General features: G+C 59.9%; 11 protein-coding genes, 1 tRNA gene and 2 pseudogenes. 10 read left to right on the top strand and 4 right to left on the bottom strand.

Going from position 1 to position 14,239, the window contains the following annotated elements; genetic code table 11:
• The 4 genes and pseudogenes from truB (at position 1) to M0746_RS21635 (ending at position 3,846) form a co-directional block, all read left to right on the top strand.
• Complete coding sequence (gene truB / locus M0746_RS21650; protein WP_166220454.1) at positions 1-918, top strand: tRNA pseudouridine(55) synthase TruB; 918 nt, start codon at positions 1-3, stop codon at positions 916-918.
• 144 nt (positions 919-1,062) lie between these two features.
• Positions 1,063-1,332: a 30S ribosomal protein S15 gene (rpsO, locus tag M0746_RS21645; protein WP_016771751.1), complete on the top strand. Its 270-nt coding sequence runs from the start codon at positions 1,063-1,065 to the stop codon at positions 1,330-1,332.
• Positions 1,333-1,536: 204 nt separating this feature from the next.
• Positions 1,537-3,641, top strand: a pseudogene (gene pnp, locus M0746_RS21640) (polyribonucleotide nucleotidyltransferase).
• Positions 3,642-3,770: 129 nt separating this feature from the next.
• A tRNA-Thr gene (locus M0746_RS21635) sits at positions 3,771-3,846 on the top strand.
• 7 nt (positions 3,847-3,853) lie between these two features.
• On the opposite strand, the gene M0746_RS21630 is transcribed toward M0746_RS21635, so the two are convergent.
• Positions 3,854-4,348 (bottom strand): hypothetical protein, encoded by a 495-nt coding sequence (locus tag M0746_RS21630; RefSeq protein ID WP_258450535.1) that lies wholly within the window; start codon positions 4,346-4,348, stop codon positions 3,854-3,856.
• A 274-nt stretch (positions 4,349-4,622) separates the two neighbouring features.
• Between M0746_RS21630 and M0746_RS21625 the strand changes: the two genes are divergently transcribed.
• The gene (locus M0746_RS21625; protein WP_258450534.1) at positions 4,623-4,922 is read left to right on the top strand and encodes a DUF6388 family protein; all 300 of its coding nucleotides are present in this window, start codon (positions 4,623-4,625) and stop codon (positions 4,920-4,922) included.
• Positions 4,923-5,010: 88 nt separating this feature from the next.
• Here the strand turns inward: M0746_RS21625 and nadC are convergent, their stop codons facing one another.
• Positions 5,011-5,859, bottom strand: coding sequence for a carboxylating nicotinate-nucleotide diphosphorylase (nadC, locus tag M0746_RS21620; RefSeq protein ID WP_093104768.1), 849 nt, complete (start codon positions 5,857-5,859; stop codon positions 5,011-5,013).
• 371 nt (positions 5,860-6,230) lie between these two features.
• Here nadC and M0746_RS21615 point away from each other — a divergent pair, with 371 nt between their 5' ends.
• The 5 genes and pseudogenes from M0746_RS21615 (at position 6,231) to M0746_RS29560 (ending at position 12,067) form a co-directional block, all read left to right on the top strand.
• Positions 6,231-8,411, top strand: coding sequence for a DUF1631 domain-containing protein (locus M0746_RS21615; protein WP_258450533.1), 2,181 nt, complete (start codon positions 6,231-6,233; stop codon positions 8,409-8,411).
• 64 nt (positions 8,412-8,475) lie between these two features.
• Positions 8,476-9,036: a 1,6-anhydro-N-acetylmuramyl-L-alanine amidase AmpD gene (gene ampD, locus M0746_RS21610; protein ID WP_258450532.1), complete on the top strand. Its 561-nt coding sequence runs from the start codon at positions 8,476-8,478 to the stop codon at positions 9,034-9,036.
• Positions 9,033-9,872: a regulatory signaling modulator protein AmpE gene (gene ampE, locus M0746_RS21605; RefSeq protein ID WP_258450531.1), complete on the top strand. Its 840-nt coding sequence runs from the start codon at positions 9,033-9,035 to the stop codon at positions 9,870-9,872. Before ampD ends, ampE begins: the two co-directional genes overlap by 4 nt.
• Positions 9,873-10,069: 197 nt before the next feature.
• Positions 10,070-11,161 (top strand): annotated as a pseudogene (locus M0746_RS29565) (methyl-accepting chemotaxis protein); the annotation flags it as partial.
• Complete coding sequence (locus tag M0746_RS29560) at positions 11,138-12,067, top strand: methyl-accepting chemotaxis protein (protein ID WP_446731305.1); 930 nt, start codon at positions 11,138-11,140, stop codon at positions 12,065-12,067. The pseudogene M0746_RS29565 and the gene M0746_RS29560, both read left to right, overlap by 24 nt.
• 124 nt (positions 12,068-12,191) lie before the next feature.
• Here the strand turns inward: M0746_RS29560 and M0746_RS21595 are convergent, their stop codons facing one another.
• Together M0746_RS21595 and cra are read right to left on the bottom strand one after the other, a co-directional pair.
• Positions 12,192-12,968 (bottom strand): TatD family hydrolase, encoded by a 777-nt coding sequence (locus tag M0746_RS21595; RefSeq protein WP_258450529.1) that lies wholly within the window; start codon positions 12,966-12,968, stop codon positions 12,192-12,194.
• 3 nt (positions 12,969-12,971) lie between these two features.
• On the bottom strand, positions 12,972-13,967 hold the full coding sequence (gene cra, locus M0746_RS21590) for a catabolite repressor/activator (protein WP_258450528.1): 996 nt from the start codon (positions 13,965-13,967) through the stop codon (positions 12,972-12,974).
• Positions 13,968-14,239: the final 272 nt, after the last annotated feature.

Raw genomic sequence — 14,239 nt, 5'->3', positions numbered from 1 at the left:
GTGGCTCAGGTCAAACGTATCCGTCGTAACGTCAGCGGCATCATCCTGCTCGACAAACCGCTGGGGTTCACCTCCAATGCCGCGTTGCAGAAGGTGCGCTGGCTGCTCAATGCCGAGAAGGCCGGTCACACCGGCAGCCTCGACCCGCTGGCCACCGGCGTGCTGCCGTTGTGCTTTGGCGAGGCGACCAAGTTCTCGCAATACCTGCTCGATTCCGACAAGGGTTACGAAACCCTGGCGCAACTGGGCAAGACCACCACCACGGCCGATGCCGAGGGTGAGGTTTTGCAGGAGCGCCCGGTGACCGTTGGTCGCGTCGATGTCGAAGCGGTTTTGCCGAAATTTCGTGGTCAAATCAGTCAGATACCGCCGATGTACTCCGCGCTCAAGCGTGATGGCCAGCCGCTGTACAAGCTGGCCCGTGCAGGCGAAGTAGTGGAGCGCGAACCGCGTTCTGTTACTATTGCGCGCTTGGAATTGCTGGCCTTCGAAGGCGATACTGCGCGTCTTGCGGTGGACTGCAGCAAGGGCACCTATATCCGCACCCTGGTGGAGGATATCGGCGAGCAACTCGGTTGTGGTGCGTACGTCGCAGAATTGCGCCGTACCCAGGCCGGGCCTTTCACCCTCGCGCAGACGGTGACCCTCGAAGAGCTGGAAGCGGTACATGCCGAAGGCGGCAACGAAGCGGTCGATCGCTTCCTGATGCCATCGGACAGCGGCCTGCAGGATTGGCCGTTGCTGCACTTCTCGGAAGCGAGCGCGTTCTACTGGCTCAACGGCCAGCCGGTACGTGCCCCGGATGCTCCGAAGTTCGGCATGGTACGGGTACAGGATCACAATGGTCGCTTCATCGGCATCGGTGAAGTGAGCGAAGACGGGCGCATTGCGCCGCGTCGCTTGATTCGGTCGGAATGACCGGAACCGGCCTGTGTCACAGCAGATCGGCGAGTGTGGCTGTCAACAGGCACGGTCACGACTCATTTATAGATACAGGGATTTGTCCCTGGCCTGTTGAAACTGTTTTTTTGAAACAGTTTCCTGATAAGGAAGGATTGCCTCATGGCTCTCGACGTTCAAGAAAAAGCTCAAATCGTTGCTGACTACCAGCAAGCTGTTGGTGACACTGGTTCGCCAGAAGTGCAGGTTGCACTGCTGACCGCCAACATCAACAAACTGCAAGGTCACTTCAAGGCCAACGGTAAAGATCACCACTCCCGTCGTGGTCTGATCCGCATGGTAAACCAGCGTCGCAAGCTGCTGGACTACCTGAAAGGCAAGGACGTGAGCCGGTACGCCGCTCTGATCGCTCGCCTGGGTCTGCGTCGCTAATCAGCGATTGCGCTATGAGGTTGGTTGTCTGCCGGACGTCAGCGGTTTTCCGCTGGCGCCTTGCAGGCTCCCAGCCTCAAGTTTTATCTGCACCATGGCTTTACCTGTAGCACCCGGACAATCCACATCGGGCCGATTCCCGAGATTGCCCAAGAATTCGCAAGAAACCGTTTTCCCCAAGAGCCACAAAGAAGGTAGGACACCGTGAACCCGGTAATCAAAAAATTCCAGTTCGGTCAGTCGACCGTTACCCTCGAGACTGGCCGTATCGCCCGTCAGGCCTCCGGCGCAGTGCTGGTCACCGTTGACGACGACGTCAGCGTATTGGTGACCGTTGTCGGTGCCAAGCAAGCCGATCCGGGCAAGGGTTTTTTCCCTCTGTCCGTTCACTACCAGGAAAAGACTTACGCTGCCGGCAAGATCCCTGGCGGTTTCTTCAAGCGTGAAGGCCGTCCTTCCGAGAAAGAAACCCTGACTTCCCGACTGATCGACCGTCCGATCCGTCCGCTGTTTCCTGAAGGCTTCATGAACGAAGTGCAGGTTGTCTGCACCGTCGTTTCCACCAGCAAGAAGACCGATCCGGACATCGCTGCGATGATCGGTACCTCGGCTGCCCTGGCCATTTCCGGCATTCCATTCGACGGCCCGATCGGCGCCGCGCGCGTGGCTTTCCATGAAAGCACCGGCTACCTGCTGAACCCGACTTACGAACAGCAAGCCGCTTCGAGCCTGGACATGGTCGTTGCCGGTACTTCCGACGCCGTGCTGATGGTTGAATCGGAAGCCAAAGAGCTGACCGAAGACCAGATGCTGGGCGCGGTACTGTTTGCCCACGACGAGTTCCAGGTGGTGATCAACGCCGTTAAAGAACTGGCCGCTGAAGCTGCCAAGCCAACCTGGAACTGGGCTCCACAGCCTGAAGCCACCGAACTGCTGGGCGCTATCCGTGCCGAGTTCGGCGAAGCGATCTCCCAGGCTTACACCATCACCATCAAGGCCGACCGTTACGCTCGCCTGGGCGAGCTGAAGGACCAAGTGGTTGCCAAGCTGTCCGGTGAAGAAGGCCAGCCAAGCGCTGCTGAAGTCAAAGCCGCCTTCGGCGAAATCGAATACCGCACCGTTCGCGAAAACATCGTCAACGGCAAGCCACGTATCGACGGCCGCGACACCCGCACCGTACGTCCGCTGAACATCGAAGTTGGCGTTCTGCCGAAGACTCACGGTTCGGCACTGTTCACCCGTGGCGAAACCCAGGCGCTGGTCGTTGCAACACTGGGCACCGCCCGTGATGCACAACTGCTGGACACCCTGGAAGGCGAGAAAAAGACCCGTTCATGCTGCACTACAACTTCCCGCCGTTCTCGGTAGGCGAGTGTGGTCGCATGGGTGGTGCCGGTCGTCGTGAAATCGGTCACGGCCGTCTGGCCCGTCGTTCGGTTTCGGCCATGCTGCCAGCCGCTGACGTGTTCCCGTACACCATCCGTGTGGTGTCGGAAATCACCGAATCCAACGGTTCGAGCTCGATGGCTTCCGTTTGCGGCGCTTCCCTGGCCCTGATGGACGCTGGTGTGCCGATGAAGGCGCCGGTTGCCGGTATCGCCATGGGTCTGGTTAAAGAAGGCGAGAAATTCGCCGTCCTGACCGACATCCTCGGTGACGAAGATCACCTGGGCGACATGGACTTCAAGGTAGCCGGTACCGCCAAAGGTGTTACCGCGCTGCAGATGGACATCAAGATCAAAGGCATCACCGAAGAAATCATGGAAATCGCTCTGGGCCAAGCCCTGGAAGCGCGCCTGAACATCCTCGGTCAGATGAACCAGATCATTGGCCAGTCGCGTACCGAACTGTCGGCCAACGCACCGACCATGATCGCGATGAAGATCGACACCGACAAGATCCGTGACGTTATCGGTAAAGGTGGCGCGACCATCCGTGCGATCTGCGAAGAAACCAAGGCTTCGATCGACATCGAAGACGACGGTTCGATCAAGATCTTCGGCGAAACCAAGGAAGCTGCAGAAGCTGCGCGTCAGCGCGTTCTGGGCATCACCGCTGAAGCCGAGATCGGCAAGATCTACGTCGGCAAGGTTGAGCGCATCGTCGACTTCGGCGCGTTCGTCAACATCCTGCCGGGCAAGGACGGTCTGGTGCACATCTCGATGCTGAGCGACGCTCGCGTAGAGAAGGTCACCGACATTCTGAAAGAAGGCCAGGAAGTGGAAGTGCTGGTACTGGACGTGGACAATCGCGGCCGTATCAAGCTGTCCATCAAAGACGTGGCAGCTGCCAAGGCTTCGGGCGTTTAATCACCCCCCAGCCTTAGCGCAATGAAAATGCCCCGCCGTGCAAACGGCGGGGCATTTTTTTGCCCGCGAAATACCCGGACATTCTGCGAAGTTGCCGGACCACAACAGCGGTGCTAGTTTTAGCCCACCGCCCGTGTAGCTCAGCCGGTAGAGCAGCGCACTCGTAACGCGAAGGTCGCAGGTTCGATTCCTGTCTCGGGCACCATCCTCGCTTATTTCACCTTGCGGCTCAGATCCTCGACGGTACGTTTGAGCTGATCCATGGCCCGATCCTGGTCGTTGACCTTCTGCTTCAAATTCGAAATCTCGCTGCTGCTGGAATTGGAACTGGAGCCGCTGTTGCGTTTGAGGTCTTCAACCTGGCGGCCGAGGGTTTCCAGTTCACGGTCCTGTTCCTTGACCTTGTTCTTCAGTTCGTCCAACTCTCTGCTGCTGGAGTTTGAGCTGGAACCGCCGCTTCGCTTGAGCTCTTCGATCTGCCGCGATTGATCGTTGAGGGTATCGCGCATCTTGCGCAACTCATCGATGCTCACATCGCTTTCAATCACGACGGTCTTGCCGTAATCGTTGTGAATCAGTGAAACCTTGTCATTGTAGGAAGGACTGCTATTGCTCAGCTCAATGGCCATCGCACTGGCGGGCAGGGTCAGGGCAGCAATCAAAGCGGTAGTGGAGACAACAGCGGAGATTTTCGAGAAGCTGCGCATCACTGGTTTTCCTTGTGAACAGCGAAGTGAGTGCCGATGTGGCACATCGCTATGACTTGAAATCGGCATTTATGTTCCGCAAGTCAGCTTTTTGTGCGAGAGATGTAAAGAGCCGTGTAATTCGTCATGCAAACGTCCTATATTCGGTGCCTGCATGAGCATCGCTTAGCAGTTTTCAGATGATCCCGAATGGTTCCGAAGGCCGGCCACGCCGCGTCAGAGAGATCCTTGATGATCCAGATCCATCCTCCATTCTTAGATCAACGAGAACGCCATGACTGAATTAACTCAAGAGCAGCGTCACGAACAAGCGCTGGAAAAATACCTTCTGGACGTGCCCGATCTGAAGGAAGAGATCAAGGACTTGAGTCCCGATGATCAGAAAGACCAGATTCAGTGGGCCTTTGAAGACGAAGCCGAGGCTCAGGGCTTGCAGCCGTGGGAGTTGACGCTCAAGTACACCAGCTCGCCGGAGGAGTTCGAGGCCCAACGCCTCGTGCTGCACAAAGAGGCGGCTGAAGTATTGGGTGTCGAATGGGATGAGTACTGCGAGATGAACAATCTCGTCGTCTAAAAGCAGCTACAAGTTTCAAGCGGCAAGCTACAAGTCAAAGCAAAAGCGTTGTGGCTTGCAGCTTGTAGCTTGAAACTTGCCGCTGCTGTTAGAGGCTGAGGCGCATCGACAGGTCCACCGCTTTGACATCCTTGGTCATTGCACCAATCGAGATGTAATCCACCCCGGTTTCGGCGATCGGCAGCAGCGTGCTTTCGTTGATGCCGCCGCTGGCTTCCAGTTTTGCCTTGCCGCCGTTCAGGCGCACGGCTTCGCGCATGTCGTCCAGGCTCAGCTCATCGAGCATGATGATGTCGGCACCGGCGTCCAGTGCCTCCTTCAATTCCTGCAGACTTTCCACTTCGATCTCGACCGGTTTGCCCGGGGCGATCTTGTGTGCGGCGGCGACGGCTTCGGTGATGCCACCGCTGGCAGCAATGTGGTTTTCCTTGATCAGGAATGCGTCATAGAGGCCGATGCGATGGTTATGGCAGCCGCCGCAGGTCACGGCGTATTTCTGCGCCAGACGCAGACCCGGCAGGGTTTTGCGCGTGTCGAGCAGCTTGACCTCGGTTTGCCCGACGAAGTCGGCCAGGTACTGCGCGCGCGTGGCGACGCCGGAGAGCAGCTGGAGAAAATTCAGCGCGCTGCGTTCACCGGTCAGCAGCGAACGCGCCGGGCCTTCCAGATGGAAAAGTGGCTGATTGGGTTTGACCCGTTCGCCATCGATCACTTGCCAATGCACCGCTACGCGCGGATCAAGCTGACGGAACACCGCATCGACCCACGCCGTGCCGCAGATGACGGCATCGTCACGGGTGATGATGGTGGCTTTGGCCAGACGTTCGGCCGGGATCAGTTGTGCGGTGATGTCGCCGCTGCCGACGTCTTCGAGCAACGCACGGCGCACGTTGGCTTCGATTTCGGCGGTCAGATCGGCGAGACGTAGATTCGGCATAACGGGCTCCACAAACAAAGTGGCCCGATTATAGGGGCAGGGTGCGAGCCAACCCAAGGTGAGAACAGACGTGCCGGCCTGCAGCCGGTCGATTTTCTTTGAGCAAACCGGCGATATCGTGGTCATTGAAGGGGCGCACCTAGGGGAAACCCTGACGGCTCTGGCGCGGGTGACACGTTATGAAAGATAATCCGCCTTGCATTTGACGTCATAGCATTGACGTCTGATCGAGCCTGTGGGAGCAAGCCTGCTCGCGAATGCATTTTTTCCGTGACATTGATGCGGCCGACACACCGCCATCGCGAGCAGGCTCGCTCCCACAGGGGATCGGGGTTGCTTGATCGAACGAATCACCGTTTCAGGAGGCTTGGATGCACAGCGACGGAAAAGTAGTGCCTTTGCACAAGGCTGCTATCGATCAGGCGAATCACTCGCCGCTCGCCCGCCTGCCGGTGATTCTGCTTCAGGTCCGCGACAAGGCCGCGCAGCAATTGCGCCACGGCTTGCAGGAGCTGTTCGATAATGCCGACGATACCTTGTTCGAAATGGCCGACCGGGCGCGCAACGATGTCGAGCAGAACATCTTTTTCGAAGCGATGCGTGACCTGCGCCTCAAGCGCAAACACATCGAACGCGGCTTTCTTGAGCAGTTTTTCGAAGCCTTCGTCGGCCTGACCCAATACGACCCCACCCAAAATGCCTTGCCGCGCACGTTGCTGTTCGACGAGGCGGCGCCGCGCACCGACGACATGGAGCGCAGCGTGGCCATTGAAACCATGGTCCGTCGCGTGCTCAAGCGTGACGGCTTTGCCCTCGATCAGTTGACGGCGCGGCTCATCGCGTTGCTCGGCAAGACCCTCGACGACCAGCACAACCCGCTCGGCCCGGCGCTGCTCTGCGAATTCTTTCTGCAGGCCGGTCGCAATCTGGGCGTGGAGATCAAGGTCAAGCTGATCCTGCTCAAGCTGTTCGAGCGCTATGTCCTGGCCGAAACCGAGCAGCTATACGCCGAAGCCAATCAATTGCTGCTCGCCACCGGCGTGCTGCCGGAACTGAAACCCGCGCCGGCGCGGCGTGCGCTGGATCGTGCGGCTGCCCATGTCGAGCGCGACGAACATGAAGAGTCGCCGCCCGCCGATGACGATGTGCAGCAAGTCTTCGCTGCGTTGCAGCAGTTGCTCGTGCAGGTGCGCGGTACGGTCGCGCCAACCCTGGAACCGAGTGCTGCGGCGCAACCGATCTCCACCCGCGACTTGCTGCGTCTGCTCTCGCATTTGCAGCACTACGTGCCGGCGCTGGCGACTCAGGATGATTTTGATCTGCGCAACCAGCTCGAACAATTGCTGACCCGGGTCAGTGTCAGAAGTGGCAAGTCGCGGATCGTCGGCGATGCAGACGAAGACGTGATCAACCTGATTGCCATGGTTTTCGAGTGCATTCTCGAAGACCGCAATGTGCCGGATTCGCTCAAGGCACTGATTGCCCGTTTGCAGATTCCGATGCTCAAGGTCGCGGTGCTCGACAAAAGTTTCTTCAGCCGCGGCACGCACCCGGCGCGGCGCCTGCTCAACGAAATCGCCGAGGCGGCGATGGGCTGGGGCGATTGCGATGGCGACGCGCGCGACAGTCTGTATCTGCGCATCGAACAAGTGGTGCAGCGCTTGCTCACCGATTTCGTCGATGACCCGGCGATTTTCTCCGAGCTGCTGGCTGACTTTCTCGCCTTCACCAGCGACGAACGCCGCCGCAGCGAACTGCTGGAACAGCGTTTGCGCGATGCCGAAGAAGGTCGGGCGCGAACCGAGCTGGCGCGGCGCCGGGTCGAACAGGTGTTGAATCAGGCGTTGCTGGGCAAAACCCTGCCGCCGTCGGTGGTCACGTTTGTCGAGAACGCCTGGAGCAAAGTCCTGCTGCTGACCTGCCTGAAACATGGCGATCAGTCCGCCGAATGGCAGGCCGACGTGCAGACCATGGAACAACTGATCTGGAGCGTGCAGCGCCATGAAGACGCCGAATCCAGCCTGCGCCTGCTGGCGCTGGTGCCGGGGCTGCTCAAGTCGTTGCGTGATGGCTTGAACAGCTCAGCATTCGATCCGTTTGCCACCAGCGAGTTTTTCAGCGAACTCGAAGCGCTGCACGTCAGTGTGCTGGAGCGTTCCGCTGAAGCCGATCAAGCCGCGCCGATGATCGAAGTCTCACAAAAGATCGTGCTGCCTGCCGCCGACGAGGGCGATACCACGTTGCCGACGGTGCGCCTGCCCCACGATGATCCCGGTCTGCGCCAGGTAGCGCAATTGCGCGTGGGCAGTTGGGTGGCATTCACTGAAGACGATGAGCACACGCTGCGCTGCAAACTCGCCGCGATCATCGATGCCACCGGCAAATATGTCTTTGTCGATCGCACCGGAATGAAAGTACTCGAGCGCAGCAAGACCGCGCTGGCCCTGGAGTTGCGTCGCGGTGTGGCACGCGCGCTGGACAATACCTTGCTGTTTGACCGTGCGCTGGAGTCGGTGCTGGGCAATCTGCGTCGACTCAATCGCGGCAAGTGATCGCGCGCCGGTGGCCGATCACGGCATACTGGGCGCCAACACAGTCGGCGTTGAAGGAATCGGTATGCAGTTGGATCCCGCTAGCGGGTGGTGTCACGGGGTGCAGGTCTGTCCATCGCCCAACTTCAATGAACGCCCGAGCGACGAAATCTCCTTGCTGGTCATCCACAACATCAGCCTGCCGCCGGCGCAGTTCGCCACTGGCAAGGTCCAGGAGTTTTTCCAGAATCGTCTGGATGTCACCGAACATCCCTATTTTGCAGGGATTGCCGACTTGCGCGTCTCGGCGCATTTTCTGATCGAACGTGACGGTACGGTCACCCAGTTTGTCTCCTGTCTGGAGCGGGCGTGGCATGCCGGCGTTTCGATGTTCGAAGGCCGCGATACCTGTAACGATTTTTCCGTGGGCATTGAGCTCGAAGGCACCGATGATCTGCCGTTCACCGACGAACAATATCGCGCGTTGACTGCGTTGACGCGGCAGTTGCAGAAACGTTTTCCGGCGATCACCGATCAGCGTATCTGTGGCCACAGCGATATCGCTCCGGGGCGCAAGACCGATCCGGGACCGGCATTCGACTGGGCGCGTTACCGCGCGGCCCTGGCACAAGAGGAAGGACAATGAGTTTTCTGGTGTTACTGCTGGCGCTGTGGATCGAGAAGTTTTCGGCCTTGCGCCATCGGGTTCAACGCGATGGCGGATGGATCCGCGAACTGCACAAGCTCGAAAGCAGCCAGCGCATGGCGGGCAAACCGTGGCTGGTGCTGACGATTCTGGTGCTGTTGCCGGTGGCGCTGCTGGCGCTGTTACTGCTGGTGCTGGAACCGGTGGCGTATGGCTTGCTGGCCTTGCCGGTGCATTTGCTGGTGGTGATTTACAGCCTGGGGCGTGGCGATCTGCTCGGCGGTCTCGGGCCGTTTCGCGATGCCTGGCGCCGCGAAGATCTGCAAGCGGCGGCGCATGTGGCCAAGCGCGACCTGAACATCTGCGCCGACAGCGGCGAGCAGTTGCTCGAACGCGTGCAGGCGCATCTGTTGTGGCAGGCCTATCAGAGTTTCTTCGCGGTGATTTTCTGGTACTTCGTCCTCGGGCCGGTGGCGGCACTGGCGTATCGCTTGCTGGCGCTGGCCCAGGAGCACGGGCAAAACCCGGCGCTGGTCGAGCGCGCCGCGCAACTGCGCCATGCGTTTGACTGGTTGCCGGTACGTCTGCTGGCGGCGAGTCTGGCGCTGGTCGGCAACTTCGTCGCGGTCAGTCGGGTGATGCTGCATGAATTGCTCAACTGGAACATCAGCGCGGCGCAACTGATCAACCGGGTCGGCCTGGCGGCCGGAGAAATCCCGCCCCCGGCGCTCGGGCCAGAAGGCATCAACACCCTCGACTGCCTGTGGGAACTGCTGCTGCGCGCAGCCGTGCTGTGGTATGCCGGATTCGCCCTGTGGACCGTGCTGGTGCACTGATCCCGACGTGCCGAGGGCGCAACGCCCTCGGCAGCGCTGCCGTTAACCTTAAGTTACAAAAACTCCCTTCGATTTGAGCTATACAGAGATAGCGCCCGATAGTGGCTATCTGCTGTCGCTGCGCGCCTGCCAATAAAAACAAGAAAAACCAAGGGAGACTTCCAGTGAAGAGCTTGCTCTATCCCGCCGTCTCGCTGATGAACCGCTTGAGCTTCGGCATGAAGTTCAGCCTGATCAGCGTGCTGTTTCTGGTGCCGATGCTGGTGACCAACTTTTATCTGGTGCGTGATTCCTATCGCGAACTCCAGGGTACCCGGGTCGAGCTGCAAAGCCTCGACCTGCTGGGCAGCAGCCTGACCCTGCGCCGCGATCTGGAAACCCTGAACAATCTGGTGCAGATCAACGTCACCCTCGGCCAGTCCGGCAAAGCGGGAAATCTCGAAGCGCAGATCACCACGCTCGAACAAGCCGTGCTGACGCGTCTGCAAGGGTTGGCGGCGATGACCGACGACCCCGAGCAGATCAAACTCTTCGATGGCAAACGCGATGAAATGATTGCCGCGTTCAAAGCCCAACAAGCGGAAAAATCGTTGCAAAGCAAAAGTGCGCTGATCGGTAAACTGCTCACCAGCGCGCAGATTTTCAGCCAGATCATCAGCAGCCAGGCCGGGTTGAGCCGCGACAACCAGAGCGACATTCGTCAACTCAGCGAACTGGTGACGCTCGTTACGCCCAGCGTCACGCAAACCCTCGGCGAAGGCCGGGCGATGGGTGCCTACTCGCTGGGCCAGGGTTTTCTCAATAGTTCATCGAGCACCCGCTTCGATGAACTGCTGGTGCAGATCGAAAAGCTCCAGGCCGAATATGCCTTGAAACTACAGGACGCCCTCGCATCCAGCAGCGCTGCGCATGAGTCCCTCAACGCCCCGGCCGAAAGCAGCAAGGCGTCGTTGAAACAGGCCAGCGAACTGTTCGAAGAGCAGGTGGTGATGGCCGATACGCTCGATGCGCCGTGGCAGGCGTTTTACGATCAGGTCACCGGGCTGATCGACAAGACCTACCAGCTCAATGACGCCACGCTGAAGTTTCTCGACCGGCAATTGCAGCAACGCTTGAGCGAGAACCGCACGCACATGGTTCTGCAAGCCGTGGCGCTGTCACTGGTATTTGTGCTGATTTTCTATCTCTACGGCGGCTTCTACGCCTCGACCCGCACCACGCTCAAACGCCTCGGCGCGATGATGGACAACGTCGCCGCCGGCGACATGACCGTCAACTTCAAGGCCAGCAGCCGCGACGAACTCGGCGAGCTGGGCGAGGTGTTCAACGGTACCGTGAAGAAGATTCACGACTTGATCGAGCGGGTCGGGCAGACCGTCGCTGAAGTCGAACGTCAGGCCGTGCAGGTGGAAAATGTCTCGGCGCAAAGCAATCAGGCGGTTGCCGGTCAGCGCACGCAGATCGAGCAAGTGGCGACTGCAATGAATCAGATGTCGGCGACCTCGCTGGAGGTCGCGCGCAGTGCCGCCGCCGCTGTAAGCAGCGCCCACAGCGTCAATGAAGAGACCGTCAGCGGCCGCGGTCTGGTCGAGTCGCAGCAGGGCAGCATTGCCGCGCTGGCCAGAGAAATCGACCAGTCGGTCATGGTCATCAATCAGTTGGCCAGCGACAGTCAGTCGATCAGCCGTGTGCTCGAAGTGATCAAGAGCATCGCCGAACAAACCAACCTGCTGGCACTCAACGCGGCGATCGAAGCCGCGCGTGCCGGCGAACAGGGGCGCGGTTTTGCCGTAGTCGCCGACGAAGTGCGCACGCTGGCCAAACGTACCCAGCAATCGACCGAAGAAATCGAACAGATGATCGCCAAACTGCACGGCGGTGTCGGCGCGGCGGTGAAAGCCATGGGCATCAGCCATCAGATGGCCAACGGCACCGTCGACCAATCGGCCAAGGTGCAGCAGGCGCTGGAAAATATCCTCGGCGCGGTGGGCATGATCGTCGATCAGAACCAGCAGATCGCCGCTGCAGTTGAACAGCAGACCGCCGTGGCCCACGACATCGACCAGAACATCGTCGAAATCAACCGCGCCGGCGAGCGCACGGCGCAGGGCGCGCACCAGACCGAAGATGCCAGTCGGGCGCTGTCGGCGCAGGTGGTGGAGCTTAAACAGCTGATCAGCGCGTTTCGCGTCTGAAAGGCCGGCATCGGATCAAAAGTGTGGGAGCGAGCCTGCTCGCGAAGGCGGTGGGTCAGGCACTGTCGATGTCACTGACAGATTGCTTTCGCGAGCAGGCTCGCTCCCACAGGGGGCAGCGGTGTTACCAGTCGAACACTTCGCAGCAGTTGGCGGTGCTGGCGGCGGCCAGTTGTTCAGGTGAAATGTGCATCAATTCAGCCAGCGCCGCACAGATCGCCGGCAGATGTGCCGGGCTGTTGCGCTGGCCCGGATACATCGCTGGCGCCATGTCCGGTGAGTCGGTTTCCAGCACCACCGACTCCAGCGGTAACTCCGGCAGCACCCGATGCATGCGCAACGCCTGCGGCCAGGTCGGTGCGCCGCCCAGCCCCAGTTTGAAACCGAGCTTGATGTATTCGCGCGCTTCTTCGCGGCTGCCGGCGAAGGCGTGGATGATCCCGGCACGTTTGAGCTTGAAGCGTTTGAGTGTTGCGATCACCGCCGCGTGACTGCGGCGTACATGGATCAGCGCCGGCAGTTGGAAATCTGCGGCCAATTGCAGTTGCGCCTCGAACAGCGTCTGCTGCCGCTCGCGGTCGAGGGTTTCGACGAAGTAGTCCAGGCCGATCTCGCCCACCGCGCACAGTTGCCGATGACCGTGCAGGCGCGTCAGCCAGTCACCCAGGGTTTGCAGGTCTGCGGGCTGATGCTGATCGAGAAACACCGGGTGCAGACCGAACGCCGCGTATAGATCGGCATCGCTCTGCACCAGGTCCCACACCCGTTGCCAGTTACCGCTATGCACGCCGAGGACCACCATTCGCCGCACCCCTAGGGCGCGGCTTTCGGCGAGCAACGCCGAGCGATCGGCGTCGAAGTCGGGAAAGTCCAGGTGGGTGTGGCTGTCGATCAGCTCCACGGTTCAGTCCCGGTGAATACGCTGCTTGAACGTACGCGCGATGGCTTGCACGCCGGGGGCGTACTCCGATTGTTCGACGGCGGCGAGCGCCAGTTCCAGCGCCTTGTCGGCGATCAACTGGTGCTGCTGGGCCATGGCATTGACCGGCAGCGGCAGGAAGTCCAGCAACTGCGTGTCGCCGAAGGTGCCGAGACGCAGCGGCCGCGATTTCAGCGGGAAGTCGTGCAGCGCATCGAATACACCCTGCAGCAAAACGTAGGACGTGGTGATCAGCGCGTCGGGCAAATGCCCCAAACGTTGCAGGAGTTCTTCCATCAGTTGCTGGCCGCACTCACGGCTGAAGGCTTCGGCGTGTTCGACCAGCACTTCGCCTTTGAAGTCGCTCAGTGCCTGGCGGAAACCAGCGGCACGCTCCTGACTGATGCTCAGTTCCGGGCGCGCGCCGAGCAGCACGATCTGCTTCGGCTGCGGGTCGAGCAGGCTCTGGGTCAGGTGCAGGCTGGCTTCGCGGTCGTCACTGATCACCGAGCAGAAATGCTCCGGCTCCATGACCCGGTCGATGGCGATGATCGGCAGCCCTTTGGCCTGCAACTGCCGATAGCTGTCATCGCTGGCCGGCAGGCAACTGGCGACGATCAGCGCATCGCAACGGCGCGCGCGGAACAGTTGCAGCAGCTGACGTTCGCTCTCAGGCGCATCGTCGGAACTGGCGATCAGCAATTGATAACCGCGAGCCCGCGCGCCTTGCTCGAGCAGCTTGGCGATTCGCGCGTAACTGGGGTTTTCCAGATCCGGCAGAATAAAGCCCAGCGTGCGCGTATGGCGGCTGCGCAGGCCGGCCGCTTGCGGGTTTGGGGTAAAGCCGTGCAAATCGACCACCGCGCGCACGCGCTCGACGGTCGCTGTGCTGATGCGTTGCTGTTCGGCCTTGCCGTTGATGACGTAGCTGGCGGTGGTGACGGAGACGCCGGCCAACCGCGCGATATCACTGAGTTTCAACCCGGGATTTCCTTGTTTTTTCGAGCTTGCCTCGACATTTTCGCCAATCCTACCCGATTCGGGCAGTCGACCTATTGCCTACGCACTTCCGACAAGTTGGACTTCAACGATGAGACATTATCGAGTAACGTGCCGATCAATCTAGATTAAACGTTTCAGCAAGCGTATTTTCTACGTTTTAGACGCCTTTGGCCGGTTCTGCCGTAAAACCGCCAAAACTGCCGCTCAAAAAGCGCGGCCGAGCGCCTAAGCTGTGACCATCAAAACAATAC

It is taken from the genome of Pseudomonas sp. S11P7, assembly GCF_023195435.1.
In the GTDB taxonomy this organism is placed as follows: Bacteria; Pseudomonadota; Gammaproteobacteria; order Pseudomonadales; family Pseudomonadaceae; genus Aquipseudomonas; species Aquipseudomonas fluorescens_G.
Note: the sequence above shows the minus strand (reverse complement) of the source record. Positions and strands in the feature narration are given on the sequence as shown.